The organism is Mesorhizobium sp. P2_C4, assembly GCF_056404575.1.
This window is the reverse complement of sequence record NZ_JBFUDT010000001.1, coordinates 924,092-950,500: the sequence shown is the minus strand read 5'-3', so window position 1 is coordinate 950,500 and position 26,409 is coordinate 924,092. Positions and strand designations below refer to the sequence as shown.

Genomic DNA, 26,409 nt, shown 5'->3' with positions numbered 1-26,409 from the left:
CAGGGCAGAGAACCTGATGGGCGCTTATATACTGCGCCGCATCCTGCTGATGATCCCGACGCTGTTCGGCATCATGGCGGTGTCCTTCGCGGTCGTCCAGTTCGCACCGGGTGGCCCGGTCGAGCAGGTCATCGCCAAGCTGACCAACCAGGGTGGCAGCGATCGTCTCGGCAGCGGCGGCGGCGATTCGGGCGGCGCCAATTTCGATCCGGCCGGCGACGTCAGTTCGAAATACCGCGGCGCACAAGGACTCGATCCGGAATTCATCAAGAAGCTGGAAAAGCAGTTCGGCTTCGACAAACCGCCGCTCGAGCGATTTGGCTTGATGCTGTGGAACTACGCCCGTTTCGATTTCGGCGACAGTTATTTCCGCGACATTTCGGTGCTCGACCTGATCCTGGAAAAGATGCCGGTATCGATTTCGATCGGGCTGTGGATCACGCTTTTGTCCTACCTGATCTCGATCCCGCTCGGCATCCGCAAGGCGGTCAAGGACGGCACGCCCTTCGACATATGGACCAGCGGCGTCGTCATTGTCGGCTACGCCATTCCAGGCTTCCTGTTTGGCATCATGCTGATGGTGCTGTTTGCCGGCGGATCGTTCTGGGACTGGTTTCCGCTGCGCGGAATCACCTCCGACAATTGGGACCAGCTGTCCTGGTCAGGCAAGATTCTGGACTATTTCTGGCACATGACCTTGCCGCTGACGGCGCTGGTGCTGTCGGCCTTCGCCACCACCACGCTCTTGACCAAGAATTCGTTCCTCGAGGAAATCCGCAAACAGTATGTGGTGACGGCACGCGCCAAGGGCCTGTCGGAGCGGCAGGTGCTCTATGGCCATGTCTTCCGCAACGCCATGCTGATCGTCATCGCCGGCTTTCCCGGCGCCTTCATCTCGGCCTTTTTCACCGGCTCGCTGCTGATCGAAAACATCTTCTCCCTCGACGGCCTCGGCCTGCTTGGCTTCAAGTCGGTGATCGATCGCGACTATCCGGTGGTGTTCGCCAATCTCTACATCTTTTCGCTGCTCGGCCTGTTTGTCGGGCTGCTGTCCGACCTGATCTACACCTGGGTCGACCCGCGCATCGACTTCGAGCGGAGAGACGTCTGATGGCGCAAGCTGCCACTGATACGGTGCCGGCGCGGATCCCGCGGCCGTGGCTGTCGCCGCTCAACCAGCGGCGCCTGCAGAATTTCAGAGCCAACCGGCGCGGCTACTGGTCGTTGTGGATTTTTCTCGTCCTGTTCGTGCTGTCGCTGTTTTCAGAACTGATCGCCAACGACAAACCAATCATCGCCTCCTACAAGGGCGAGATCCTGTTTCCGGTTCTGGTCGCCTACCCGGAAGAGAAGTTCGGCGGCTTTTACGCAGTTACCGACTATCGCGACCCGATCATCCAGGACGAGATCAACGCCAATGGCTGGATGATCTGGCCGCCGGTGCGCTACTCCTACCAGACCGTCAACAACGCCATTCCCGAGGCGGCACCGACCAAGCCGTCCTGGCTCTATGATGCCAAGACCCGTTGCAACCAATATCCGCAAGGCGCCGCCGACCCCAATTGCGTCATCGGCAACTGGAACTGGCTCGGCACCGACGATCAGGCGCGCGACGTGCTGGCGCGCGTCATCTACGGATTTAGAGTGTCGGTGCTGTTCGGCTTGATCCTGACCGCCGGCTCGTCGGTGATCGGTGTGATGGCCGGCGCATTGCAAGGTTATTTCGGCGGCTGGACCGACCTTCTGTTCCAGCGCTTCATCGAGATCTGGTCGGCGATCCCGGTGCTCTATCTCTTGCTGATCGTCGCCGCCATCCTGCCGCCCGGCTTCTTCATCCTGCTCGGGCTAATGCTCTTGTTCTCCTGGGTGGCGCTGGTCGGTGTGGTGCGGGCCGAGTTTCTGCGCGCCCGCAACTTCGAATATGTCAACGCAGCCCGCGCGCTCGGCGTACCCAACCGCACCATCATGTTCCGGCACCTTTTGCCCAACGCCATGGTGGCGACGCTGACGTTCATGCCTTTTCTGCTCAGCGGTTCGATCTCGACGCTGACCTCGCTCGACTATCTCGGCTTCGGCCTGCCGCCCGGCTCCGCCTCGCTCGGCGAACTCTTGAAACAGGCGCAGCGCAATCTTAACGCTCCGTGGCTGGGCATTTCCGGCTTCGTCGTCATTTCGCTGATGCTGTCGCTGCTGGTCTTCGTCGGCGAAGCGACCCGCGACGCCTTCGATCCACGCAAGGCGTTCAGATGAGCGAGCTCCTGCTCTCCGTCCGCGATCTCAGCGTTGCCTTCACCCAGGGCGGCAACCAATCGATTGCCGTCGACCACATCTCCTTCGACCTCGCCAAGGGCGAGACGGTGGCGCTGGTCGGCGAATCCGGCTCCGGCAAATCGGTCTCGGCACTGTCGGTGCTGAAGCTCTTGCCCTATCCGACGGCCAGCCATCCGTCGGGACGGATCCTGTTCCAGGGCGCCGACCTGCTGGCGATGAACGAGAAGAAATTGCGCAGCGTGCGCGGCAACAAGATCACCATGATCTTCCAGGAGCCGATGACCTCGCTCAACCCGCTGCACACGATCGAGCAGCAGATCGTCGAGATCCTGAAATTGCACCAGGGCCTCGGCGATCGCCAAGCCAAGGCGCGCACTCTGGAACTGCTCAACGAGGTCGGCATCCGCGAACCGCAGAAGCGGCTCGATGCCTATCCGCACCAGCTTTCCGGCGGCCAGCGCCAGCGCGTCATGATCGCCATGGCGCTGGCCAACGAGCCTGAGCTTTTGATCGCCGACGAGCCGACGACGGCGCTCGACGTCACCGTGCAGGCGCAGATCCTCGAATTGCTGGCGGGGCTGAAGAGCCGCAAGGGCATGTCGATGCTGTTCATCACCCACGATCTCGGCATCGTCCGGAAAATCGCCGACCGGGTCTGCGTGATGACCAAGGGCAAGATCGTCGAGACCGGGCCGACCAAGGATATTTTTGCCAACCCGCAGCACGCCTATACGCGCCATCTGCTGGCCGCCGAACCGAAGGGCAAACCGCCGGTCGCCAACGATGCCGCCAAGCCGGTGATGACGGGTCACGACATCAAGGTCTGGTTTCCGATCAAGAAAGGCTTCTTCCGCACCACCGTCGACAATGTGAAAGCGGTCGACGGCATCGACGTCACCGTGCGCGCCGGCCAGACGCTAGGCGTCGTCGGCGAATCCGGTTCCGGCAAGACGACGCTTGGGCTGGCGCTGGCCAGGATGATCTCGTCGACTGGAGCCATCCAGTTCAACGGATGCGACATCAACCAGCTCTCCTTCAACGCCATGCGGCCGCTGCGGCGCGAGTTGCAGATCGTCTTCCAGGACCCGTTCGGGTCGCTCAGCCCGCGCATGTCCATCTCCGAGATCATCGAGGAAGGGCTAAAGATCCACGAGCCGAAACTTTCGCCCGACCAGCGCGACAAAAGGGTGGTCGACGTGCTTGGCGAGGTCGGCCTCGATGCCGCTACGCGCAACCGTTATCCGCATGAATTCTCCGGCGGCCAGCGCCAGCGCGTCGCCATCGCGCGCGCCATGGTGCTCAATCCGCGCTTCGTCATGCTGGACGAGCCGACCTCGGCGCTCGACATGAGCGTGCAGGCGCAGGTGGTCGACCTGCTGCGCAGCCTGCAGGCGAAGCACGACCTTGCCTACCTCTTCATCAGCCACGACCTGAAAGTCATCCGCGCCCTTGCCAACGACGTCATCGTCATGCGCAATGGCAGGATCGTCGAAGCCGGCCCGTCCGAACAGATTTTCGAGCGGCCGCAGACCGACTATACCAAGGCGCTGATCTCGGCCGCCTTCAGGATCGAGACGGCGCCGGTTGGCATCGTGAGCGAGTAGACTGCGCAAGAGGAATAAAATCTGAATATGGAAAAAGGCCGCATCCTGCTTGCCGTTACCGGCTTTCATCCGCAGCGCTGGCGCGAACTTTTGTCGGCCGAGCGTGAGGTGGTGCTCGAGCCGGACGGCGCCAGCGATCCGTCGATCACCTATGCGGTGGTGTGGAAGCAGAAGCCGAACCTTCTGGCGTCGCTGCCCAATCTGCGCGCCATCTTCTCGATCGGCGCCGGCGTCGACCATATCTTCGCCGACCCCGGCCTGCCCAAGGTGCCGATCGTCAAGGTCGTCGCCGACAACCTCACCCAGTACATGACCGAATATGTCGTCTGGCGGGTGCTCGATCATCACCGCCAGGGCATGCTCTACCGGTCGCAGCAGCCGAAGAAGATCTGGCACGAGCCGCCGCAGCGGCCGGCCGGCGACATCTCGGTCGGCATTATGGGGCTCGGCAATCTCGGCCGCGCGGCGGCGTCGGTGCTGTTGTCGCTAGGCTTTCCGGTCAATGGCTGGTCGCGCACCGACCGACCGATGAAAGGTGTTTCGACCTACGCGGGAGAGGCCGGGCTGGTTCCGTTCCTCAACGCCACCGACATCCTGGTGGTGCTGTTGCCGCTGACTCCCGACACGAAAGGCATCATCAATCATGGCGTGCTGAAGGAGTTGCGCAGGCGCAACGGACTTGGCGGCGCGGTGCTGATCAATGCCGGGCGCGGCCGGCTGCAAAAAGATGCCGACATTTTGCGCGCGCTGGACGACGGCACGCTGAAGGAGGCGAGCCTCGACGTGTTCGAGGTCGAACCGCTGCCGAAGACCAGCCCGCTCTGGGGCCATCCGAAGGTGTTCGTGACCCCGCACGCGGCGGCAACCTCCGATCCCGTCCATCTGGTGCCGATCATGCTTCGGCAGATGGCCGCCTACGAGCGCGGCGAGAAGCTCGACAATCTGGTCGATCGCGACGCGGGCTATTGACGCAAGCGAGGCTTAGCCCGGCAAAGCGAACTTGGTTTTCTTGCCCGGCTGGCCGCAATCGCGGCGGTCGATCGAGCGGTTCATGGCGTCGATCCTGCCCGTTGCCTGGTCAATATCGCGCCGGTTCTTCGAGCGCATATCCGGCGTGAACGGGCCAAAACCCAACGCCGGATTGGAGAAGGTCGGCTTGGCATCCACCGCCAAATGATATTGCTGCGCCAGGCCGTTTCGCTGTGCCAGCAATTGATCGCAAGGCACGGTGTCGAACTGCAGCGAGGATTCGACATTGGCGTCCTGCCGCTCGGACATCGACGAGCCCATGCAGCCGGCCATCGCCAGGCAAGACGCCAAGACAATCATGTTCCAGCGCATTGGTTTTGCTCCTGCCGATATCAGCCCCCTGTCATCCGCGCATGCGATTCGGGCTTTTTCACAGCAAAGGCAGACGGGACGGCACCACCGCCTTGGTCACCATTGTGAGCATTCAGCCTGTGCTGATTTTCGCCGCCACCACCGCCAGCCCCTCGACCGCCTGACGGCGATCCTGCCGGATGGTTGTGGCTTCCAGCGACAGGATCGAAAACCCGTTGGCGGTGAGAACCCGCCTGACATAGGGTTCCGAATGCGCAAAGCGGCGTGACGGCTGCAGCGCGAAATCGCCGGCCGGGTCAGCCAGACTCTCGACCGAGAACGCAAACAAGCCGTCGCCGGCCAACAGCCCGGCAATCGTCCTCACCATGGCTTCGAGCCCACCGACATAGATGAACACGTCGGCCGCCACCACCAGATCGGCTTTCGGGCCGCCATAGGAAAAATCCCGCAAGTCGGCCTTGCCCAGAAAATCGTAGATGGCTTTGGCTCGCGCCTTTTTCAGCATGCTGGCCGAGATATCATAGCCCTCCAGCCGGTCGGCGATCGGCCGCAGCCTTTGCCCCATCAGCCCGGTGCCGCAGCCGAGATCGAGCACCAGCCCGAAACGACCCGGCCTTGCCGCCCGAATGGCCTGATCGAGAAACTCGGGCAAGCGGTAGCCGAGCTTGTCGACCAGCGATTGATCGAACGTCTCGGCATAGTGATCGAACAGCGTTTCGACGAAGGCGCTGGGCAGCGCGTCTGTCGCCGGCGCCTTGCCGATCAATTGCAAATTGAGCGCGGCGCCCTGGCGATCCGCCGGGTCCAGCTGCAACGACATGGCCCAGGCCTGCGCCGCCGGACCCGACGCACCTGCCGCTTGCTGCATCTCGCCGAGGCGGAACCATCCCATCGCCCATTGCGGCGTCAGTTCCAGCGCGCCAAGCAGCAATTCCGCCGCCGCCGCATGATCGCCATCGGCGTGCAGCATCTCGGCATAGTCGGCGCGGCGATCGGCGTTCAAGTCGCCGGACGAGGCCTGGAGCGGTTTCATGGCGATGGGTCCTGCCGGCAAGCGAAGCCGGCGGTGCCGTGTATGCGGGAGTCAGCAGTGAGTTACAACAGGCTTCCCGCGCCGGAATTAGTGCCTATCTTGCAACCATGCGCGCCAGCGACCTGCTTCATCCGCGGCCGGAAGGCCTTTATTGCCCGCCCGGCGATTTCTTCATCGACCCGGTGCGGCCGGTCAACCGGGCGCTGATCACGCACGGCCATTCCGACCATGCGCGCTCCGGCCACCGCTCGGTGCTGGCCACAAGGCAGACGCTCGACATTATGGGGCTGCGCTATGGCGAGGACTTTGCCGAGGCCCGCCAAGCGGCTGCGCTCGGCGAGACGATCGCGCTGAACGGCGTGACCGTCACCTTCCATCCCGCCGGCCATGTGCTTGGCTCGGCACAGATCGCGGTCGAACACCAGGGCACGCGCATCGTTGCCTCCGGCGACTACAAGCGACAGAAGGACGCCAGCTGCGCGCCGTTCGAACCGGTGAAATGCGACGTGTTCATCACCGAGGCAACCTTCGGCCTGCCGGTGTTCCGCCACCCGCCCGACACCGAAGAGATCGCCCGGCTGCTAAGATCAGCCGCACAATTTCCCGAGCGCTCGCATCTGGTCGGCGCCTATGCGCTGGGCAAGGCGCAGCGGGTGATGCGGCTGCTGCGCGACGCCGGTTACGACAGGCCGATCTACATCCACGGTGCGCTGGCCAAGCTCAGCGACTACTACCAGAGCCAGGGTATCGACCTCGGTACGCTGGAGCCGGCAACGGTGGAGGGTGGCAAGGGTGATTTCGCAGGCGCTATTGTCGTCGGTCCGCCATCGGCCTTCGCTGACCGCTGGGCGCGGCGCTTTCCCGATCCGATCTCGTGCTTTGCCTCCGGCTGGATGCGCATCCGCCAGCGCGCCAAGCAAGGCGGCGTCGAACTGCCGCTGATCATTTCCGACCATGCCGACTGGGACGAGTTGACCGCCACCATCAAGGAGACGGGCGCCGGCGAAATCTGGGTGACGCATGGCCGCGAGGAAGCACTGGTGCGCTGGTGTGAACTCGAAGGCATTGCCGCGCGGCCGCTGCATCTGGTGGGGTATGAGGACGAGGGCGACTGAGGCATGAACCGCTTCGCCGAACTTCTCGACCGCCTTGTGCTGACGCCGTCGCGCAACGGCAAGCTGACGCTGCTGACCGACTATTTTCGCAACGTCGAGGATCCCGACCGCGGCCTGGCGCTGGCTGCGATCACCGGCGATCTTTCGATCGCGGCGGTCAAGCCGGCGATGCTGCGCACGCTGGTCACCGAGCGCATGGACCCGGTGCTGTTCGGCTACTCCTACGACTATGTCGGCGACCTCGCCGAAACCGTGTCGCTGGTCTGGCCGCAGTCATCCGCCAATATGCAGAACCGTGAGCCTACGCTTGGCGAGGTCGTCGAAAAGCTGCAGGCGGCGAGCCGCTCCGACGGGCCGAAGGTGCTGGCCAGGCTGCTCGACAGCGCCAGCATCTCGGCCCGTTTTGCCATCATCAAACTGGTCACCGGCGGCTTGCGCATCGGCGTCTCGGCGCGGCTGGCGAAACAGGCGCTGGCCGAATTCGGCAAGGTTGACGTCGCCGAGATCGAGGAGCTGTGGCACGGGCTGACGCCACCCTATATCGAGCTGTTCGCCTGGCTGGAAGGCAAGGCCGAAAAGCCGGCGAGAACCGCGCTGGCGCTGTTCCGGCCGGTGATGCTGTCCAACCCGGTTGGCGACGGCGATCTCGAAAAACTCGACCCGGCCGACTATGCGGCCGAATGGAAATGGGACGGCATCCGTGTTCAGGCAACCTGCGAAGGCGGCGTTCGCCGGCTCTATTCACGCACTGGCGACGATGTCTCCGGCGCCTTCCCCGACCTCGCCGACGCCATGCATTTTTCAGCCGCCCTCGACGGTGAGCTTCTGGTCGGCGAGCCCGCGGCGACCGGCACGTTTTCTGACCTGCAGCAGCGGCTCAACCGCAAGAGCGTGACGCCGAAGATGCAGCAGCAATACCCAGCCTTCATGCGCTGCTACGATGCGCTGCAGATCAACGGCGAAGATCTGCGCGCGCTGCCTTTCGCGGAGCGTCGGAAGCGGCTTGAAACCCTCGTCAAAAGGCTGGACCCGGGCCGCTTCGATCTTTCGCCATTCGTCGAATTCCCGGATTGGCAAACGCTGGAACAGCTGCGCCGGGTGCCGCCGCATCCAATCATCGAAGGCGTAATGCTGAAGCGCTGGGATTCGCCCTATCTCGCGGGACGGCCGAAGGGCCCGTGGTTCAAGTGGAAGCGCGATCCGCACACCGTGGACGCGGTGCTGATGTATGCGCAGCGCGGCCACGGCAAGCGCTCGAGTTTCTACTCGGACTATACGTTCGGCGTCTGGTCAGGGCCGGAGGGATCCGAGGAGCTGGTGCCGGTCGGCAAGGCCTATTTCGGCTTCACCGACGAGGAACTGAAGCAGATCGACAAATATGTCCGCGACAATACGGTCGAGCGTTTTGGCCCGGTCCGTTCGGTGCGGGCCGACCGCAAGAACGGCCTGGTGCTGGAGGTGGCGTTCGAGGGGCTCAACCGCTCGACACGGCACAAATCCGGCGTTGCCATGCGTTTTCCCAGAATTTCGCGGCTGCGCTGGGACAAGCCGACGGCTGAGGCCGATCGCATCGAAACGCTGCAGGCGCTATTGGATTAGGGCGCGATCGAGACGCGGATTTCGTAGATGTCGACCGCCTTGCCCTGCTTGTCGAAGTCGGAATTGATGGCGATGGTGCCGGCTGCACCCGGATGCTTCTGCGGGAACTGTACGTCGAACAGATATTCGTTGCGCTGCTGGCCGACCGCGTAACGCTTGCGGCCGCAATCGCCGAGATCGCCGAAATTGCAATCGACCGAGATCTGCGTCTCCTTGCCCTCTTCGGAGCGGGCGAGGACATCGAACACGGCGTGCTTGCCGGCGAGCTTCTCCAGCACGCCTTGCCCGACATCGAAGGCGATGGCCGAGCCGGAGGCGCCGGAGCGGATGCGCAGGAAGGAACCGGTGTCGTCCTGCATCACCTCCGCCTTGGCATCGGACGGCGCGCTGACATGCGTCGGATCGGCAGGCGAAAACACATTGATCCAGTCGCGCGCCTGATCGGCGGCGCCGGGCTTTTGCGGCGAGCCCGTGTCGGCCGGCGGCGTGAAATCGTCACCGTCGACCGTCGGCGGTGCCTCGGGCGGGGCGGTGTCGAGCTGGGCCGGCGTTTTGAAGACGCCGGTCTGTATGCCGAAATAGAGGCCGATGCCGGCGGCGGCGAGCAGCGTGACCGTGAGGAAGATCGCGGTCAGCGGTAAGCGGCGCCCCCTCACCCGCCTCTCGTCACGATCGGGCGCCACCTCTGTTGCGGCATCGGTGGGAGCTGAGGTGAACATGTCGATTTCCGGCACGCCGGGAAGAACCGCGTCGGGCATGATATCGGGGACGACCGGCAAGACGCGCGATTGCGGCGCATCGGACGCCGGAGGTTGCTCCGGCCGGTCGACAACGACCTCAGGCGACGGCGCTGATACGACCGCTTCGCCCACAGGTTCGGTGTTCGTCGGAAGTTCCACTGCCGGCGCAGCCGCGGCAGGTTCCGCCTGCGCGGCAGTTTCTGCCTGCGGAGCAACACCGGCAACCGCCGGCAAATACTCGGATTCGATCTCGGTGATCTTGGCCTGCACCGCCTTGCGGCGCTTGATGGCGGCTTCCACCGTCACGCCGGGATTGGCCTGGAGGACGCGGTCAAGCGCGGCGAAGGCCGATCGATAGACCTTCTCGCGAAACGCCCGGTCCTCGGCATTGCCCTTTTCGAAGGCGTTGCGGATCGCTTTTTCGATCGCGTCCAAGCGAATTCCCTCTGCATGTTCGCTCACATCGCCATGATCGTTAGCCGCAGGCGACCAATCAATCAACGGGCGAGCGGCCGCATTCTGCCTCGGCAGGGCGTCCAAGGCTGATTTCGGAGGTTTTCGGCAAAGAAATCAACATATGTCGCCGATTTTTCCGGCGCCATCGCGGGCGAAGCGCCCGGCAACGGTCGCGCAGGCGTCAAGCGGACCGGTGTGCCGGCTCCTTTTGGACCGGCAGCCAAGGTCGGCACGAAATGCCAAGTCCTGTCTTGAATTTAAACCCGGTTGCGTCTATCACCCAGCCCATCTTGGAGGCCCTAGGCTTCCCGGGCCGCTTTAGCTCAGTTGGTAGAGCACATCATTCGTAATGATGGGGTCAGGTGTTCGAGTCACCTAAGCGGCACCATTTTTCCCAGGCATTTGCTCGAACGTTAAGCGCTCAGTCGACAGGCGCATTGCCGGCCGACAACAATACAGCAGCACGCCCGCGCCAGTCCTACCCTTTTTCTCATTCTTCGACAGGCGCGCTCATTCCCAGCAGGCTGCTCTGGACGCCCCCATTCATCGACGACAGCAAAATAGCGGGCAGCGGCTTGCGCCGGGCGCCGATTGGCAGGATGTTGTACAAGGGAAACGGGAGGCGAACCGGCACGCTGGCGCCAAAACGGCTGCTGGAATTATCCGATGTCGCGAGCTTGCTTTGCCTTTCTTGCTCTGATTGCTGCCTTCATCAAGCCGGTGGAGGCAGGCAGGCGGATTTCTCATCTGCTTGACCGTTCGGCCATGGCTTCAGCCTATGCGGCAGAATCCGACCTTGTAACCGCATACACGACAGGGATGGCGCGCATTCGGCTAAAGCTCGCCGGACGTTCAGGCGAAACTGACCTTGCGGTCCCTCTCGAACCAACGCTCTTGCGAGCGGAATTCCGGGCACGGACATGGCGCGCGGCGGACGGCAGTCTGTTGCAGGGCTTCGCAGGGACTGGCGGCTTCCGGCTGACACTCGGAAATTGCCTTGCCCGCATCTGCGCTGCCAGCGAATGCAGCGATGCCGGTTGGCCGGTTTTCAGCTGCAGCGACGGCCGCAAGCGCAAGATGTCGGCTACGGACTTTGCCATCGCAGTTTTCGACGGCGTCCCCTACCGACGATTGAGCGCTGCCCCTTCTCAGCAGTAAGGTCGATGCCACGACAGGATTAACGACCTCGTCCCAGCAAGGTCTGCACCTTCGCGAGATCACCAAAAACCCCGGCCTCGCGCCGGGGTTTTCGCTTCCTGGAAAACAAACAAGCTTGCCGCCGTTCGGCTCAGCGGCCGGCTTCAATCGTCTGCGCAGGGCAGCACAGTGGCGGTCAGGCCATCTTTGCCAGGATCTTGGCCATGTCCGCGGTGTCGAACGCCCTCAATGTCTGGGTTCTGATGTTGCCCATCGATGCGATCGATAAGGCCAGGGCGGTCGCAGCAATGTCGTCGTCGGCTTCTGCAATCGCCACGACATCATACTGACCAAGCGTCCACAACAGCGTGTGAACCTTGATGCCGCTCTTGCTGGCCATCGCCTTGAAAGCGTCAGCACGCTTCTGCGTGTCCTTGATGCTCTTGATACCTTGATCTGTGAAACTCGACAGCAATACGTAGTAAGCCATTGGTTCCTCCCACAATAGGGAGCGTACGGGCGCTCACGGCGCGTCCGCCGTCTCCCACAATTACGATAGCACGAGCCGGGCGCGCGAACCACAGAAGGCCTGTGCGGCTGCGGCACCGGCTATTCACCGGTCAACTGGGGGAAGCACGGAATCCGTTCGCTACAGCGACGCCACGGTCTTCAGCGCACCGTCGAGCATGTCGCCCTTCTCGTCCTTCAGCGCCATCTCGCGCAGGCGGCGGATCCAGTCGGCGGCATCCGGGCGACCCTTGACCAGATCGAGCGCCGACAGCACGCGGTCGAATTTCGACTGGGCACGGAGATGGGTGTCGCTATAGCCCTTGATCAGCCGGCGGCAGTTGAGGATCTCGACGGCAAGCGCGTAATCAGCCGGCACATAGCCAAGCGCCAGCGCGTACCAGCGCTCGAGATGCTCGACCTCGACCTTGTGGCGCAGCAGGCTGCGACGCCAGCGGCGCAGGCCGCCGATGAACCACAGAGCGGCAAAGCCGGCGAAGCTGTCAGTGCGGATGCGGCGGCCATGGTTGATGCGGCGGTCAAGGAAGGCGGCGAGCTTCGGCCGATCTTCGATATAGCTGCCCAGCCCTGCCGGCAGCGTGCCGCAGAACTCCTCGATGCGCGGGTGGAAATATTCGGTCACCTGCAGGATCGAGCCATCCTTGACACCGACCTCGCGGCGCACGCGCTGGTCACGGGTCGAGCGCGTTTTCAAATCGGCAACGCGGATCATGTCGTCGTAGCACAGGGCGTTGGCCAGATGCTTGGCCGCTGCGATCGACAACGTATAGGCATGTTCGGCATTGTCCAGCGCGACGGCCCGATCTAGCCGGTCGAGATACTCGCCGCCATAGGCGATGTCCTGATAGTCGACGACCTTTCGCAAACCACGAAGCGCCATGTCGCGCAGCGGCTCCGGCAGCGCGCTGACATGAGTTGCTAACGCCTGCCAACCTTTTAGCAGGCCCTCCGGACCGCTGACTTTCCCCGCCGCATCCAGACCGACCTCGGCAACCGCCGGCTCGGCGGCCGGAGGCGCTGGCGAGGCTGTGCCCCGCGCGCGATCAAAGGCAGCACCGAAGGCGGCGAGGCTGGCCTTGACGCCTCGACCACCGGCGCCGATCGCCTGCTCGTAGCTTTCACGGGTGAAGGGCAGCGCGTCGGACCCCGCCAGTGCGCCGAGCAGGCTGGCCGAGATCATCGAGCCGTTGTCGGCGGCGATTTTTTCCATGTCGAAGGCGATGAACCGCTTGGCCGCGGCTTCCGCCGTCGCATGCACCTTTGAGGACGATGCGCGACCGTCGCCGGGCTCGATCTTCTCCGACACAGCGGCGATGCGGTGCGACGAGGCGATCAGCGTGGTGCGCTCGGGCGTAACAAAACCGCGGATGATGGCGCGGCCGGCCTCCATCAGTTCGGCGGCGATCAATATGTCGACGTCGCCTTGCGATGGCGACAAAGCGAGGACCGGCGGGCGGCCGGTGTCGCGGCACATCTCGACATAGTAGATGGTGGCGCCGGTGCGCTGGGCGACGCCGGCGACCGAGGTCGATTGCGCGACGTAGCCATTGCGCTCAGCGACGTCGGTGATCCAGTCGGCCAGGACGCCACCGCCCTGGCCGCCGACCGCCAGCACGGCAAGCTTGATGACGCGCTCGTCATGCTGCACATCCGCCCGGGCGTGGGATGAAGACTCAAGCATCGGCGAATGTCAGGCGCCGGCTTTCACGGCGGCGCTGCAAGAGGCCGATCGTGGCGCGTCGCGCCGTTTCCAGGAAACGATCCCAGCGGCCGGGGTTGTGCACGACGTCAGCACGGTAGAAGGACGGGCAAAGCACCGCCGCATCGGCGACCTCGCCGCAATTGCCGCAGCCGACGCAGCTCTGATCGATATGCGCCACCGGATCGTCACGAAGTGGATCGTCGAGCGACTTGACCGACAGCGACGGGCAACCGGACAGCCGCATGCAGGCGTGGTCGCCGGTACAGATGTCCTCGTCGACGCCGAATTTCGGTTTTACGACGCGCTCGCCACCCTTGATCGCCTTGTCGACCAGCGGCTTTTCGCGGCGCTGGCGGTTGAGCATGCATTCGGACGAGGCGACGATGACTTTTGGTCCCTTCTCCTCCGTCGTCAGCGCCTCACGCAGCGTGTCCTGCATCTTTGTGACGTCATAGGTGCGGTCGATGTGGCGCAGCCATTTGACGCCCATGCCTTTCACCGCCTCGGTGATCGGGTGCTTGGTCGATTTGGTCTTGTTGCCGGCGCGGGATGAGAGAATGTCCTGGCCACCGGTGGCGGCCGAGTAAAAGTTGTCGACGATGACGATAACGCCGTCATTTTTGTTGAACACGGCGTTGCCGATCGAGGAGGTCAGGCCGTTGTGCCAGAAGCCGCCATCGCCGACGAAGGAGATCGAACGGCGCTTGGCGTCCGGCGAATTGAATGCCGAGGCCGAGGCCGGCCCGAGCCCATAGCCCATGGTGGTGGCGCCGAGCTCGAAAGGCGGCATGATCGAGAACAGATGGCAGCCGATGTCGGAGGCGATGTGGTGCTTGCCAAGCTCCTGCTCGACCAGTTTTGTCGCGGCAAAGATCGGTCGCTCCGGACAGCCAACGCAGAAGCCGGGCGGACGGCCCGGCACGACGTTGATCAGGTCGGCAATGTCGAGCCCGTCGCCAACCTTGTTGGGGGCGCGCACCTCGCCCGGCAAAAGATGCGGAGCGGTGGCGCGCAGGAAGGAGCCGATGCCGTCGAGCATGACCTGGCCGGTGTATTCGCCGGCCATCGGCAGATGCTCCTTGCCGACGATGCTGGTGCCGCGCCCGGCCTTGTGCAGCATCGAGGCAAACGCCTGCTCGATGTAGTTGGGCTGGCCTTCCTCGACGACGAGCACCGAGCCTTTGCCCTCGCAGAAGGACAGGAACTCGTCATCAACAAGGGGATAGACGGCATTCAGGACATAGAGCGGCACGTCGGTGCCGCCAAAGGTGTCGGCAAGGCCAAGACGCTGCAGCGCGCGGATGACCGAATTGTACATGCCGCCCTGCAGGACGATGCCAACCGAGCCATGGTCCGGCCCGAAGATTTCGTTGATCTTGTTCTTGCGGATGAAATCCACCGCCGCCGGCCAGCGCTTCTGCACCTTCTCCTTCTCGTGCAGGAAGGAGGCTGGCGGCAGCACGATGCGGCCGGTGTCGCGGCGCGGCGCCTCGAGCGCGTCGGCCACCGTCATCGGCGGCCGCTTGTTGTCCTTGGCGATGAAATGGCCATGGACATGGCAGCAGCGGATGCGGACCTGGAGCATGACCGGCGTGTTGGAGGCCTCGGACAATTCAAAACCGTCCTCCACCGCCTTGACGATCGACGGCAAATTGGGCCGAGGATCGAGCAGCCAGACCTGGCTCTTCATGGCGAAGGCGTGGCTGCGCTCCTGCATGATCGAGGAGCCCTCGCCATAGTCCTCGCCGACGATGATCAGCGCGCCGCCGGTGACGCCGCCGGAAGCGAGGTTGGCCAACGCATCGGAGGCGACGTTGGTGCCGACGGTCGACTTGAAGGTGGCCGCGCCGCGGATCGGATAATGCACCGAGGCCGCCAGCATGGCGGTGGCGGTGGCTTCGGAAGCGCTGGCCTCGAAGTGCACGCCGAGCTCGCCCAGAATGTCCTGCGCGTCGGCCAGCACATCCATCAGATGGCTGATCGGCGCGCCCTGATAGCCGCCGACATAGCCGACGCCGCATTGCAACAGCGCCTTAGTGATGGCGAGAATGCCTTCGCCGGCAAACTCCTCGCCGGCACCGAGGCGGAGTTTTTCGACTTCCTTGGCAAAAGACCGTTCGGCCATTTTTGTCTCCTTCCGTTACCGCCGGCCCGTTATCGGCTGGATTGGCGGCGCGTAGGTCTAGAGTCTTTGTTTATGCATGTCGTTTCCCCAAAACCGGATCCACTTTTGGGCGACATGCATTAGATGTCGTGCTTGCGAATGTTCTTCAGCATCTTCAAAAGCGTGGCGATCAGCGCGGCATATTCGGCATCGTCGACATCGTCGAACATCGCCTCGAACGCGTCGTGCATGGCCGGCCAGGCGCGGGTGAACTCGGCGCGGCCTTCGTCGGTCAGAAATACATGGCGGATGCGGCTGTCAGTGACGCCCTGCTCGCGACGCACAAACCCTTGCCCCTCCAGCGTGTCGAGCGTGCGGCTTAGGGTGGACTGCTCGATCACCGTATAGACCGAAAGGTCGTTGACGGTGACGCCGTCGGCGACTGACAGCACCGCCAGCGTGCGCACCTGCGGAATGGTGAGGCCCTGCTTGCGGAAATCATCGCGCAAAGTGGCGTTGTAGCGGCCCATGATGCGGTTCATCAGATAGGGCGCAAATTGCTGCAGGCCGATCTGGCCGAGGGTCGAAATGCGCTGGCGTTTTTCCGGAGGCTTCTGATCCATCACAGCCTCCCCGCCAGGAGAAAGCCGGAGCCGCCGCCCAAGCCGGCGCCCGGGTGGGTCGAGGCACCGATATGATAGAGGCCCTTGACCCCGGTATCGTGATTGCGGCTGGCCTTGAACGGCCGCCACAGGAACGACTGGTCGATGGTCGACGAGCCGCCATAGGGATCGCCGCCAACCAGATTGATGTTCATCGCTTCAAGGTCGGCTGGCGAATAGGCGCGGCGTGCGATGACGCTGGCCTTGAAGCCGTCGATGTGGCTGGCAAGGATCGCTTCCGCACGATCGGCATAGGCCTCGCGCAGCGCATCGGTCCAGCGGCCGTCGGCCGGCGCCTGCAGCGCGCCGGCCGCATCGCCCTTGATATGCCGGGGCGCCTCGGGCAGTTGCAGCCACAGGATCGCCTTGCCCTGCGGGCAACGCGACGGGTCGAGCGCGTGCGGCTGGCCGACACAGATGGTCGGCACCTCGGGCAGCAAGCCGCGCACCGCTTCGTTGCAGGCCTTCGATACACCGTCGAGCCCCGGCGTCAGGTGCAGCAGCGCGACCTTGTCGAGACCGTCGCCGCGCCATGCCGGCAGCTTGTTCAGGGCATAGTGGATCTGGAAGTTGCCTTTGCCGTAGCGATATTTCTGTGTCGCTTCGACATCGTCCTTGGGAGCATCTGCGCCAAGCAAGCGGCCGTAAAGCTGCGTCGGCGTGACAGAGCAGATCACGCTCTTGCTTGCCGTGATGGTTTCGCCCGAGGCCAATCGCACGCCGGTGGCGCGGCCGGTGGTCTGGACGATGGCAGCGACATCAGCGCCGGTGCGGATTTCGCCACCGCGTTCCCTGATCAAAGCCTCGAACGCCGAGAGCAGGTTCTTCGCACCGCCCCTGACGATCGGCGCCCCGGCGGCTTCCAGCGCGAAGGCGATGACCTTGGCGATCTGGCCGGAGAACGCGTCTTCCGGTCCAAGCCCGGCATGCAGCACCCACGGCGCCCACAGTGCGCGGATGGTGTCGGATCGATAAGTGCTTTCCAGCCAGCCGCGTGCCGGCACCAGCGCTTCGCCGAGAAAGGCAGCGAGTTTGCGCGGGCTTCGCCGCCATGCCTCGCCCGCCAGCAGCTTGGTGGTTGGATAGGACCACAGGCTGCCACCGAGCAGGCCGAACAGCAGGCCGGCATTGCGCTCGATCTCGCCGACATCGTTTCCATGCTTGTCGCCGTCACCCGCGGCAAGCGCGTTGATCGACGCGACATTGGCGGCGCGGTCGGTGCTGAGCACGGCATGGCTGCCGTCCGGCCGCAGCACGCCGGTCGGCGTGCCGGTGTGGCAGAATTCCAGCCCGTGCCGCGCCAGGTCCTTGCCGAGTGCGGCAAAGGCCGGCGAGGTGATGAACAGGACAAAGGTCGTCGCCATTACATCATGGATGAAGCCGGGCGCGGTGATCTCCTCGGTGCGCACACAACCGCCGATGCGGTCGTTGCGCTCGAGGACGAGCACCTTCGCGCCCTTGCCGCCGAGCATCGCCGCGCAGACCAGCGCGTTGATGCCGCTGCCGACGATGATGTGATCCGGCTGGCTCACCTCAAACCGCTTTCGATCAGCCCTTCGACACAAGCGCCAGCGCGCGGATCGGGCTGCCGGTGCCGTGCTCGATCTTGAGCGGTGCCGCGATCAGGATGGCGCCCTTCGGCGGCAGCTGGTCGAGGTTGCACAGGCTGGCGAGACCGTAGCGGTTGGCCTTGTGCATCAGCGTGTGCGCCGGGAATGGCGGCTCCATGCCGCCGGCCTTGCCGGCGTCGGTGCCGATCGTCTCCGAGCCCCAGCCCTTGATGTCCTTGCTGATCAGGAACTGGATGGCTTCGGCGGTCGGACCGGGCGTATGCGGGCCGGTCTCGTTGGCGTTGAGGAAGTCGGCTTCCGAACCGTTGCGCTTGTACCAGTCGGTGCGCATCACCACCCATTCGCCGGCATTGATCGCGCCATGCTTGGCTTCCCAGGCCTTGATGTGGTCGACGGTGAGCAGAAAGTCATGGTCGGCGGCGGCTTCCTTCGAGCAGTCGATGACATTGACCGGGCCGACGAAGTTCTGCGCCGGAATGGTGTCGGTGGCGCCGTCCGGATAATCCTTGCCGGTGATCCAATGCTGCGGCGCGTCGAAATGCGTGCCCGAATGCTCGCCGAGCTTCAGCCAGTTCCACGCCCACCACGGGCCGTTCTTGTCATAGCGGGAGATCGAGTGGATCTCGACCTTCGGCGTGTCGACGGCGAGTTCCGGTGGCAGCTTGATCAGCGGGGTGTCGGGTCCAAGCTGCGCCGACAGGTCGACCACTTTGATGGCGCCTGAAAGAAGCTGGCCGGCAACTTCGCCGAGGAGTTTTTGGGTGTCCATGGTCTCTGTTCCCTCTTTCGTGATGATGATCAAGGCTCGTCTCGGCCCTTAATATCCTACTAGACGAAAACATATGCATCTGCAATTATCTTTAAGCATAAAGGAAATGGGTTGGGTGGGCGTGAGCGAGTTTGACGCCATATTCGTCGGGGCAGGCCACAACAGTCTGGCATGCGCCGCGCATCTGGCGCTCAAGGGTTGGAAAACCGGGATTTTTGAGCGCAGTGCAGCAATTGGCGGCGCCGTCCAGACCCGGGAATATACGCTTCCCGGCTTCCGCCACGATTTCGGGGCGATGAATCTAAGCCTGTTCGCCGGCTCCGCCTTTCACCGGAAATATGCAAATGAATTGAAAACCCACGGACTGGAATTCGCACCGGTTGCGGATTGCTTCGCCAGTGCCTTCCCCGACGGCCGCTGGTTCGGGGTCAGCAACGACTTGGAAAAGACCGCTGCGCGCATGGCCGCCTTCTCGGCCGCCGACGCTGCAAACTGGCGCCGACTGGTCGCGGCTTTCCCTGGCGAGGCCGAGCATCTGTTCCGACTGCTGGGTTCGCCGATGAGCGGCCGGGCGCTCGCCGGCACCGCGTGGAACCTGTGGCGCAAAAAAGGATTTTCCGGCGCGCTCGATACTGGCCGGCTGCTGCTGTCGTCACCCCGCGCGTGGCTTGAGGAAAACTTCGAGTCCGCCCATGTCAGGGCGACGCTTGCCACCTGGGGCATGCATCTCGATTTCGCCCCCGACATCGCCGGGGGTGCGGTGTTCCCCTATCTGGAATCGATGGCAAACCAGTCGTTCGGCATGGTGATCGGCAAGGGCGGCGCCGATACCATCATCCGCGCCCTTTCTGGCATGATCACATCAGCGGGCGGCAAGATCGTCACCGGGGCTGAAGTGACCGAAATCACGGTTGCCGCCGGCAAGGCGACCGGCGTGCGGCTCGCTTCCGGCGAGACGCATACTGCGACCAAAGCGGTCATCGCCGGCGTCGCTCCTGATGCGCTCGCCGGCAAACTGCTGCCCAACGGTTCCGGTAATGCCGGCTTCGACACGGCGATGAAAAAGTTCCGCCACGCGCCGGGCACGATGATGATCCACCTGGCGCTGGACGATTTGCCGGACTGGCGCGCCGGCGCCGAGCTCCGGCAATTCGCCTATGTGCATCTGTCGCCGTCGCTCGACGCCATGTCGCGCACCTACCAGCAGGCGATGGCAGGCCTGCTGCCCGACGAGCCAGTGCTGGTCGTCGGCCAACCCACAGCGATCGATCCGTCGCGTGCGCCTGAGGGCAAGCATGTTCTGTGGGTGCAGGTGCGCATGCTGCCCGCCGAAATCTGGGGCGACGCAACCGGCACAATCGCGCCGGATCATTGGGACAAGGTCAAGGACGCCTACGCCGAGCGCGTCCTCGACATCATCGAACGCTACGCGCCCGGTCTTCGCCAGAAGATCCTTGGCCGTGCGGTGTTCTCGCCCCTCGACCTCGAGCACGAAAACCCCAATCTCGTCGGCGGCGACCAAATCTGCGGCAGCCATCACCTGGCGCAGAATTTTCTGTTTCGCCCGGCACGCGGCTTTGCCGGCTGGAACACGCCCGTCGGCAATCTGCATCTCACGGGTGCTGCCACGTGGCCGGGCGCCGGCACCGGTGCAGCCTCGGGCTTCATGCTCGCGCAACAGCTTGGTGGGAGGTAGCATCACGATTTCTTCCGGGGTGAAGGAGAGGCAAGGCGCGGTTGCCCAAGGAGCCTGAACCCACTGATTAGACAGAGACGCCGCGCAAAGAAAACCAAACAGGGGAACGACCATGACAATCAACAGACGTGAATTGCTCGGATACAGTGCCGCAGCGCTTGGTGCGGCCGCCATCGGCCTGCCTCAGATCGCCAAGGCAGCGGGCGAACTGACCATCGCCTACAACGTCAACCTGCCGTCCTGGGATCCGACCACCGGACCTTCGGCGGTCAACCCGACCATCCAGGGTCTCTACCAGTCGGTGTTCGATCAGTTCATCCCGCAGAAGCCGGACCTTTCCTTCGCGCCCGGCCTGCTCACCGAATGGGGCTGGAACGACGACCGCACCAAGATCACGATGACGGTGCGCGAAGGCGTCACCTGGCATGACGGCTCGCCATTCACCGCCGAGGACGTGGTCTGGTCGCTGCAGCGGGCGGGCGACGAAAAGACCGGCAACCCGATCCAGTTCGTGTGGAAGAACGTCACCAACTTCAAGATCGACGGCAACAAGATCACTGGCGACGTGGCGCAGTTCGACCCGACCTATTTCAAATGGATGTCGTTCCTGACCGGCTACATCATGCCGAAGGCCTACTATGAAAAGGTCGGCGCCGAGGGTTTCGAAAAGGCTCCGATCGGCACCGGCCCCTATATGGTCGAGAAATTCGAGCGCAACGCCTTCCTGCGGCTGAAGGCCAATCCGAACTATTGGGGCGGCAAGCCGGCCTTCGAGAATGTGACGATCAAATTCGTCACCGATGCGGCGAGCCGTGTCGCCGAGGTGGAGTCCGGCTCCTCGCAAGTGACGCTTGAAATTCCCTATGAGGAGTATGACCGCCTGATCGCCAAGGACGGACTTGCCGGCTCGTGCAAGAACGTGTCCGACATCGGCATGATCTTCTTCAACGACATCGAGGCGATGCTGGACAAGAACGTCCGCCAGGCGGCGGTGATGGCTGTCGATAAGAAGCTGCTGGTCGAGCGCCTGCTGCACGGCTACGGACAGCCCATCGACACGCTGGAAACGCCGGAATACACGGCGTTCGATCCATCGATCAAGGTCGAGCACAATCCGGAAAAGGCCAAGGAATTGTTGGCCGCCTCCGGTTTTTCGCCGGAGAAGCCGGTCAAGTTCACCATACAGACGACCAAGGGCTTCAAGCCTAAGGACTATGAGATGATCCAGGCCATCGTCGGCATGTGGCGCAAGGTCGGCATCGAGGCGACGATCGAGGTCTACGAGATCGCCAAGCACTACGAGTTGCGCGCTGCCGACAAGCTGGCGCCGGCCGCCTTCTACAATTGGGGCAATGCCATCGGCGACCCGACGACGTCGACCGGCTTTGCCATGTACGGCCCAAGCCCGCATTCGGTGTGGGACAGCCAGGACCTGATCGACATGATCAACCCGCTATGGGGCGAGAAGGACGAGGCCAAGCGCATCGCCGGCTGGAAGGCCGTCGACAAGTACATTGCCGAGCAGGCCTATGTGCTGCCGCTGATCCAGTATGCGCAGCCGATCGTGCATGCCAAGGGCGTCAATGTCGTGCAGCATGTGTCCGGCGCGCTGTTGCCGGCCCTGATGACCCCGGCCTGACATCGGCATAGACTGCGTGCGCGCCACCGCAACCGGTGGCGCGCCCCTTTCCGCCAGGCTTACAGGCGACCATGCTTCTGCAAAGATTTCTGATCCGTCTTCTGACGATGGCGATCACGCTGTTCGGCGTGGCCGTCGTGGTCTTCGTTGTCATTCGCGTCGCGCCCGGCGACCCGATCGCCATGATGCTGCCACCAGGCGCAACCCAGGAGGACATCGACCGACTGCGCGCGCTCTACGGGCTCGACAAGACCATCGTGCAACAGTTCTTCATCTGGCTGTCCGGCGTCGTCAGGGGCGATTTCGGCACCTCGATCTCTTTGCGGCAGGACGTGCTGGGGCTGGTCTTCAACCGGTTGCCGGCAACGCTGGAACTCGCCATCGTCGCGCTCATCATGGCGGTAGCGATCGGCGGCACGACGGCGATCCTCGGCGCGCGCGAACGCGGCACCGCCGTCGAGGCCGGCATCGACATTGCCAGCGGCGCGGCGCTTTCCATTCCCGATTTTCTCTGGGGCCTGGTGCTGATCCTTTTGTTCGGCGTGCTGGTGCCGGTATTCGACATTTCCGGCCGGGTGTCGCCGCAGCTCGACCTGCCCTTCGTCACCCAGTTCTATCTGTTCGAGAGCATCGTGCGGCTGCGCTTCGACCTGACGAAAGACCTTCTGGCGCACATGCTGATGCCGGCGATTGCGCTGGCGCTACCGCTGGCGGCGATCATCGCGCAGCTGCTGAAACAGTCGCTGAAGGAAGTGCTCGACCTCGACTATGTCGTGCTGGCGCGGGTCAAAGGGTTTTCGGAAACGCAGGTCATCCTGCGCGAGGCGCTGAAGAATGCCGCCCTGCCGACGCTCACTCTGGTCGGCGTGCAATTCACCTTCCTCATTGGCGGCACGGTCATCGTCGAGCGGCTGTTTTCCTATGAAGGCCTCGGCAACATGGCGATCGATGCGGTCATCAACCGCGACCTGCCGCTGATCCAGGGCATCGTGCTGGTCTTTGCGCTGCTGTTCGTGCTGATCAACCTGGCCGTCGACATGATGTATGCGCTGCTCAATCCGAGGCTGCGCCATGGATGACGGCCGCATCTCAAGACATGGCTCGGGCGCAAAGCTGTGGCTGGCCGGCGGCTGGCTGCTGCTGGCGCTGCTGGCCGCGATCTTCGCGCCGTTGGTGGCGCCGCAGGACCCGCTGGCGCAGGATCTGATGCTCGAGCGCCTGCCGCCATTCTGGATGAGCGGCGCCGAACCCGGCTATTGGCTCGGCACCGACAGCCTCGGCCGCGACCTGCTGTCCCGGCTGATCTTCGGCGGCCGCATCGCCTTCATCGTCGCCTTCGCGGCGGCCATCGCCGCGTGCCTGGTCGGCTCGACGCTGGGTCTGGTCGCCGGCTATTTCGGCGGCTGGGCCGACCGCATCATCTCGCGCATCGTCGATGTCTGGATGGCGTTTCCGCCGGTGCTGTTCGCCATCCTGCTGGTTGCGGTGCTCGGCACGGGCCTCAGCTCCGTCATAATCGCCATCGCCGTCATCGACTGGACGCGTTTTTGCCGGGTAATCCGCGCCGAAACGATGGGCCAGTCGCGCATGGACTATGTCGAGAACGCCCGCATCGCCGGCTATGGCCGCATCGGCATCATGCTGCGCGAAGTGCTGCCCAATGTGGTGCCGTCGATCGTGGCCCTCTTGTCGCTGGAAATGGGCATCGCCGTCATCGTCGAGGCGATCCTGTCCTTCGTCAATCTGTCGATCTCGACCGACGATCCGACCTGGGGCGGCATCATCGCCGAGGGCCGGCTGTCGATCCATCAGGCCTGGTGGGTGCTGGTGTGTCCGCTGATCACGCTGATCCTGACCGTGCTGTCGTTCAGCCAGTTCGGCGAGGGGCTGAAGGCGCGTTTCGATCCGGTGCTGCGATGAGCGCGGCTTGCCTCGACATCCGGGACCTGAGCGCCGTGCTGCCGAACGGCCAGCGTGTGCTGCGCTCGGTGTCGCTTGCCGTTCAACCCGGCGAAGTGCGTGCGCTGGTCGGTGAGAGCGGCGCCGGCAAGACGATGATCGGCAAGGCGGTGCTCGGCGTGCTGCCGCCAAGCGTGCGCATTGTCGAAGGCGATATGCTGCTCGAAGGCGAGGACCTCGGCAGGCTTCAACCAAAGGCGCGGCGCACCCTGATCGGCGCCCGCACGGCGCTGATCCCGCAGGACCCGCTGACCGCGCTCAACCCGTCGCGCCGCATCGGCCCGCAGATGACCGACCGGCTGGTGCGCATCCTCGGCTGGAGCGGCGAGAGAGCCGATCAACGCATCCGCCAATTGCTCGACGAGGTGCAGATCCGCGACCCCGACCGCGTGCTAAAATGCTATCCGCACGAGCTGTCCGGCGGCATGCGCCAACGCGTGCTGATCGCCGCCGCCTTTGCCGCCGAACCCCGGCTGATCGTCGCCGACGAGCCGACGACGGCGCTCGACGTCACCGTACAGAAGCAGATCCTGCGGCTGATCGCACAATTGCAGCGCGAGCATGGCACCGCCATCCTGTTCGTTACCCATGATCTCGGCGTCGTCGCCAAGATCAGCCAGAAAGTGTCGGTGCTTTACGCCGGCAAGGTGGTGGAGGAGGCCGAGACGGCGGCCCTTTTCGCCGCCCCTGAGCATCCCTACACGCGGGCGCTGATGGCGGCGACACCGCGCTACAACGACCCGTTCGCCTCGCTGAAGCCGGTTGATGACGCGGTGCTGGCCGGGCTGGCCACGGAAATTGCCGCTGCCGACCAGGCGTGGAGGCGGCCGCATGATTGAGCCGCTCATCTCCGTGCGTGGGCTGAAGGTCGCGTTGCCCGACATGACGCGCAAGCCGCTGATTGGCCGCGCGCCGCTGGCCGAGATCCTGAAGGGCCTGGATTTCGATCTGCCCAAGGGCTCGGTGACCGGCATCGTCGGCGAATCCGGATCGGGCAAATCGACGCTCGGCCGCGCTCTCGTGCGGCTGCTGGAACCGAGCGCCGGCTCAATCAGCTTCGACGGCCGCGAGATCACCCATCTGCCGGAGGCGGAGCTCAGGCCGCTGCGCCGCAATTTGCAGATGATTTTTCAAGATCCGATGTCGTCGCTCAATCCGCGCCGCACCATTGCCAGCATCATCGCGGCACCGCTCAAGCAGAACGGTCTTGGCGACAATCTCAAGAGCCGCGTCGCCGAGGCCTTGCTGCGCGTCGGCCTGCCGCAAAGCTTTGCCAGCCGCTACCGCCACGAACTGTCGGGCGGCCAACGCCAGCGCGTCGGCATTGCACGCGCGCTGGCGCTGTCGCCGAAATTCGTGCTCGCCGACGAGATCGTCTCCGGCCTAGACGTCTCGACCCAGGCGCAGATCCTGACGCTCTTGGAAAAGCTCGCTGCCGAGATGGGCCTGACCGTCGCCTTCATCAGCCATGACCTCTCGGTGATCCGGCGGCTGTGCAAGCAGGTGATCGTCATGCGCGAAGGCGTGATCGTCGAAGCCAGCGCGACGGACGCATTGTTCGACAGGCCGCAGCAGGCCTACACGCGCGACCTGATATCAGCCATTCCGCTTCCCGAAATCGATGCCGGCTGGCTGGACATCCATCCTGCGGCAAAGCCACCGGCATGAACCATCCGCACGCCGAACAGCGGGCCTTTGGCGTGCGCCGTGCAACTCACCGATGTCCCGCGACGGAGGATGACTGACATGAAAAGTGCGATCCTGACCGCAACATTCGCTGCCGCCGTCCTGGGAAGCATCGGCGCGGCTTCCGCCGATTCCATTCCGGGCATGCGCGGCCACGACCACACCGGCATCACCGTGCCCGACATGAAGCAGGCGGTCGATTTCTTCACCGGCGTCGTCGGCTGCAAGAAGGCGATGGCCTTCGGCCCGTTCGCCGACGACAAAGGCACGTTCATGCAGGATCTGCTCGGTGTCGACCCGAAAGCGGTGATCGAGGAGATCACCATGGTCCGCTGCGGCTACGGCTCGAACATCGAACTGTTCAAATACACCGCGCCCGACCAGAAGGATCTGACGCCGAAGAACAGCGATATCGGTGGCTTCCACATCGCCTTCTATGTCGACGATGTCGCCGCCGCAAGAGCCTATCTCGATGCCAAGGGTGTGAAGACGCGATTGGGGCCGCTGCCGGTCAAAGAGGGGCCGGCCGCCGGCCAGACCATCCTCTATTTCCAGGCGCCCTGGGGCCTGCAACTGGAAGCGATCAGCTATCCCGACGGCATGGCCTACGAGAAAGGCGCCGAGACAGTGCTGTGGAGCCCGAAGAACCCGGAGAAGTGACTTGGGGAAGCGTGCTTGCGGGACCAAACGCAAGCACGCCATAAGCCTTTGAAGCAAATCGTCTCAGCATGAAACTTTAAGCTTGAAATAATTTGCTTCGGGCGCGATACTGGCTGTCGGGATCGCCGCCTTTGCCG

22 protein-coding genes and 1 tRNA gene are annotated in these 26,409 nt (G+C 63.7%); 14 read left to right on the top strand and 9 right to left on the bottom strand.

The annotated features are described in order from the left end of the window. Nucleotides 1-16: 16 nt before the first annotated feature. The 4 genes from AC1DX6_RS04550 to AC1DX6_RS04535 are packed head-to-tail and all read left to right on the top strand — an operon-like array spanning nt 17 to nt 4,844. The gene (locus AC1DX6_RS04550; protein WP_477311531.1) at nt 17-1,111 is read left to right on the top strand and encodes a microcin C ABC transporter permease YejB; all 1,095 of its coding nucleotides are present in this window, start codon (nt 17-19) and stop codon (nt 1,109-1,111) included. Further along, a complete protein-coding gene (locus AC1DX6_RS04545) occupies nt 1,111-2,250 on the top strand; it encodes an ABC transporter permease (RefSeq protein WP_477311530.1) in 1,140 nt (379 codons plus the stop codon). Before AC1DX6_RS04550 ends, AC1DX6_RS04545 begins: the two co-directional genes overlap by 1 nt. Next, nucleotides 2,247-3,875 carry an ABC transporter ATP-binding protein gene (locus AC1DX6_RS04540; RefSeq protein WP_477311529.1) on the top strand — a complete coding sequence of 543 codons (1,629 nt, stop codon included), beginning with the start codon at nt 2,247-2,249 and terminating at the stop codon, nt 3,873-3,875. The genes AC1DX6_RS04545 and AC1DX6_RS04540 overlap by 4 nt, the downstream gene beginning before the upstream one ends. 27 nt (nt 3,876-3,902) lie before the next feature. Further along, nucleotides 3,903-4,844 carry a 2-hydroxyacid dehydrogenase gene (locus AC1DX6_RS04535; protein ID WP_477311528.1) on the top strand — a complete coding sequence of 314 codons (942 nt, stop codon included), beginning with the start codon at nt 3,903-3,905 and terminating at the stop codon, nt 4,842-4,844. 12 nt (nt 4,845-4,856) lie between these two features. Here AC1DX6_RS04535 and AC1DX6_RS04530 read toward each other — a convergent pair whose 3' ends face one another. Next, complete coding sequence (locus AC1DX6_RS04530) at nt 4,857-5,216, bottom strand: hypothetical protein (RefSeq protein ID WP_477311527.1); 360 nt, start codon at nt 5,214-5,216, stop codon at nt 4,857-4,859. A 112-nt stretch (nt 5,217-5,328) separates the two neighbouring features. Then, nucleotides 5,329-6,249 (bottom strand): class I SAM-dependent DNA methyltransferase, encoded by a 921-nt coding sequence (locus AC1DX6_RS04525; RefSeq protein ID WP_477311526.1) that lies wholly within the window; start codon nt 6,247-6,249, stop codon nt 5,329-5,331. 107 nt (nt 6,250-6,356) lie between these two features. Between AC1DX6_RS04525 and AC1DX6_RS04520 the strand changes: the two genes are divergently transcribed. Together AC1DX6_RS04520 and AC1DX6_RS04515 are read left to right on the top strand one after the other, a co-directional pair. Beyond that, nucleotides 6,357-7,364, top strand: a complete 1,008-nt coding sequence (locus AC1DX6_RS04520) for a ligase-associated DNA damage response exonuclease (RefSeq protein ID WP_477311525.1) — start codon at nt 6,357-6,359, stop codon at nt 7,362-7,364. Nucleotides 7,365-7,367: 3 nt separating this feature from the next. Then, nucleotides 7,368-8,963, top strand: a complete 1,596-nt coding sequence (locus AC1DX6_RS04515) for a cisplatin damage response ATP-dependent DNA ligase (RefSeq protein WP_477311524.1) — start codon at nt 7,368-7,370, stop codon at nt 8,961-8,963. On the opposite strand, the gene AC1DX6_RS04510 is transcribed toward AC1DX6_RS04515, so the two are convergent. Beyond that, nucleotides 8,960-10,138, bottom strand: coding sequence for a hypothetical protein (locus AC1DX6_RS04510; protein WP_477311523.1), 1,179 nt, complete (start codon nt 10,136-10,138; stop codon nt 8,960-8,962). The two genes, AC1DX6_RS04515 and AC1DX6_RS04510, sit on opposite strands and share 4 nt — an antisense overlap. Before the next feature lie 333 nt (nt 10,139-10,471). On the opposite strand from AC1DX6_RS04510, the gene AC1DX6_RS04505 reads away from it, so the two are divergent. Beyond that, nucleotides 10,472-10,547: transfer RNA gene (locus tag AC1DX6_RS04505), tRNA-Thr, on the top strand. A 945-nt stretch (nt 10,548-11,492) separates the two neighbouring features. Here the strand turns inward: AC1DX6_RS04505 and AC1DX6_RS04500 are convergent. The 6 genes from AC1DX6_RS04500 to AC1DX6_RS04475 all read right to left on the bottom strand — a co-directional run bounded on the left by AC1DX6_RS04500 (nt 11,493) and on the right by AC1DX6_RS04475 (nt 18,632). Continuing rightward, nucleotides 11,493-11,786 carry a GYD domain-containing protein gene (locus AC1DX6_RS04500; protein ID WP_477311522.1) on the bottom strand — a complete coding sequence of 98 codons (294 nt, stop codon included), beginning with the start codon at nt 11,784-11,786 and terminating at the stop codon, nt 11,493-11,495. 159 nt (nt 11,787-11,945) lie between these two features. Continuing rightward, the gene (locus AC1DX6_RS04495) at nt 11,946-13,505 is read right to left on the bottom strand and encodes an indolepyruvate oxidoreductase subunit beta family protein (protein ID WP_477311521.1); all 1,560 of its coding nucleotides are present in this window, start codon (nt 13,503-13,505) and stop codon (nt 11,946-11,948) included. Further along, complete coding sequence (locus tag AC1DX6_RS04490) at nt 13,498-15,651, bottom strand: thiamine pyrophosphate-dependent enzyme (protein WP_477311520.1); 2,154 nt, start codon at nt 15,649-15,651, stop codon at nt 13,498-13,500. The genes AC1DX6_RS04495 and AC1DX6_RS04490 overlap by 8 nt, the downstream gene beginning before the upstream one ends. Before the next feature lie 119 nt (nt 15,652-15,770). After that, nucleotides 15,771-16,253, bottom strand: a complete 483-nt coding sequence (locus AC1DX6_RS04485; protein ID WP_477311519.1) for a MarR family winged helix-turn-helix transcriptional regulator — start codon at nt 16,251-16,253, stop codon at nt 15,771-15,773. Then, the gene (locus AC1DX6_RS04480; RefSeq protein ID WP_477311518.1) at nt 16,253-17,824 is read right to left on the bottom strand and encodes a phytoene desaturase family protein; all 1,572 of its coding nucleotides are present in this window, start codon (nt 17,822-17,824) and stop codon (nt 16,253-16,255) included. The genes AC1DX6_RS04485 and AC1DX6_RS04480 overlap by 1 nt, the downstream gene beginning before the upstream one ends. Nucleotides 17,825-17,840: 16 nt before the next feature. Next, nucleotides 17,841-18,632: a cyclase family protein gene (locus AC1DX6_RS04475; RefSeq protein WP_477311517.1), complete on the bottom strand. Its 792-nt coding sequence runs from the start codon at nt 18,630-18,632 to the stop codon at nt 17,841-17,843. A gap of 121 nt (nt 18,633-18,753) precedes the next feature. On the opposite strand from AC1DX6_RS04475, the gene AC1DX6_RS04470 reads away from it, so the two are divergent. From AC1DX6_RS04470 to AC1DX6_RS04440, 7 genes are all read left to right on the top strand, one after another. Then, nucleotides 18,754-20,328 carry a phytoene desaturase family protein gene (locus AC1DX6_RS04470; protein ID WP_477311516.1) on the top strand — a complete coding sequence of 525 codons (1,575 nt, stop codon included), beginning with the start codon at nt 18,754-18,756 and terminating at the stop codon, nt 20,326-20,328. A 112-nt stretch (nt 20,329-20,440) separates the two neighbouring features. Beyond that, nucleotides 20,441-21,967: an ABC transporter substrate-binding protein gene (locus AC1DX6_RS04465; RefSeq protein ID WP_477311515.1), complete on the top strand. Its 1,527-nt coding sequence runs from the start codon at nt 20,441-20,443 to the stop codon at nt 21,965-21,967. 71 nt (nt 21,968-22,038) lie between these two features. Continuing rightward, entirely contained in the window at nt 22,039-23,046 is a 1,008-nt protein-coding gene (locus tag AC1DX6_RS04460) for an ABC transporter permease (protein WP_477311514.1), read from the top strand. Beyond that, a complete protein-coding gene (locus AC1DX6_RS04455; protein ID WP_477311513.1) occupies nt 23,039-23,887 on the top strand; it encodes an ABC transporter permease in 849 nt (282 codons plus the stop codon). The genes AC1DX6_RS04460 and AC1DX6_RS04455 overlap by 8 nt, the downstream gene beginning before the upstream one ends. After that, a complete protein-coding gene (locus AC1DX6_RS04450) occupies nt 23,884-24,765 on the top strand; it encodes an ABC transporter ATP-binding protein (protein ID WP_477311512.1) in 882 nt (293 codons plus the stop codon). The genes AC1DX6_RS04455 and AC1DX6_RS04450 overlap by 4 nt, the downstream gene beginning before the upstream one ends. Continuing rightward, nucleotides 24,758-25,594: an ATP-binding cassette domain-containing protein gene (locus AC1DX6_RS04445; protein WP_477311511.1), complete on the top strand. Its 837-nt coding sequence runs from the start codon at nt 24,758-24,760 to the stop codon at nt 25,592-25,594. The genes AC1DX6_RS04450 and AC1DX6_RS04445 overlap by 8 nt, the downstream gene beginning before the upstream one ends. A gap of 78 nt (nt 25,595-25,672) precedes the next feature. Next, nucleotides 25,673-26,272 (top strand): VOC family protein, encoded by a 600-nt coding sequence (locus tag AC1DX6_RS04440; RefSeq protein WP_477311510.1) that lies wholly within the window; start codon nt 25,673-25,675, stop codon nt 26,270-26,272. The last annotated feature ends 137 nt before the right edge of the window (nt 26,273-26,409 follow it).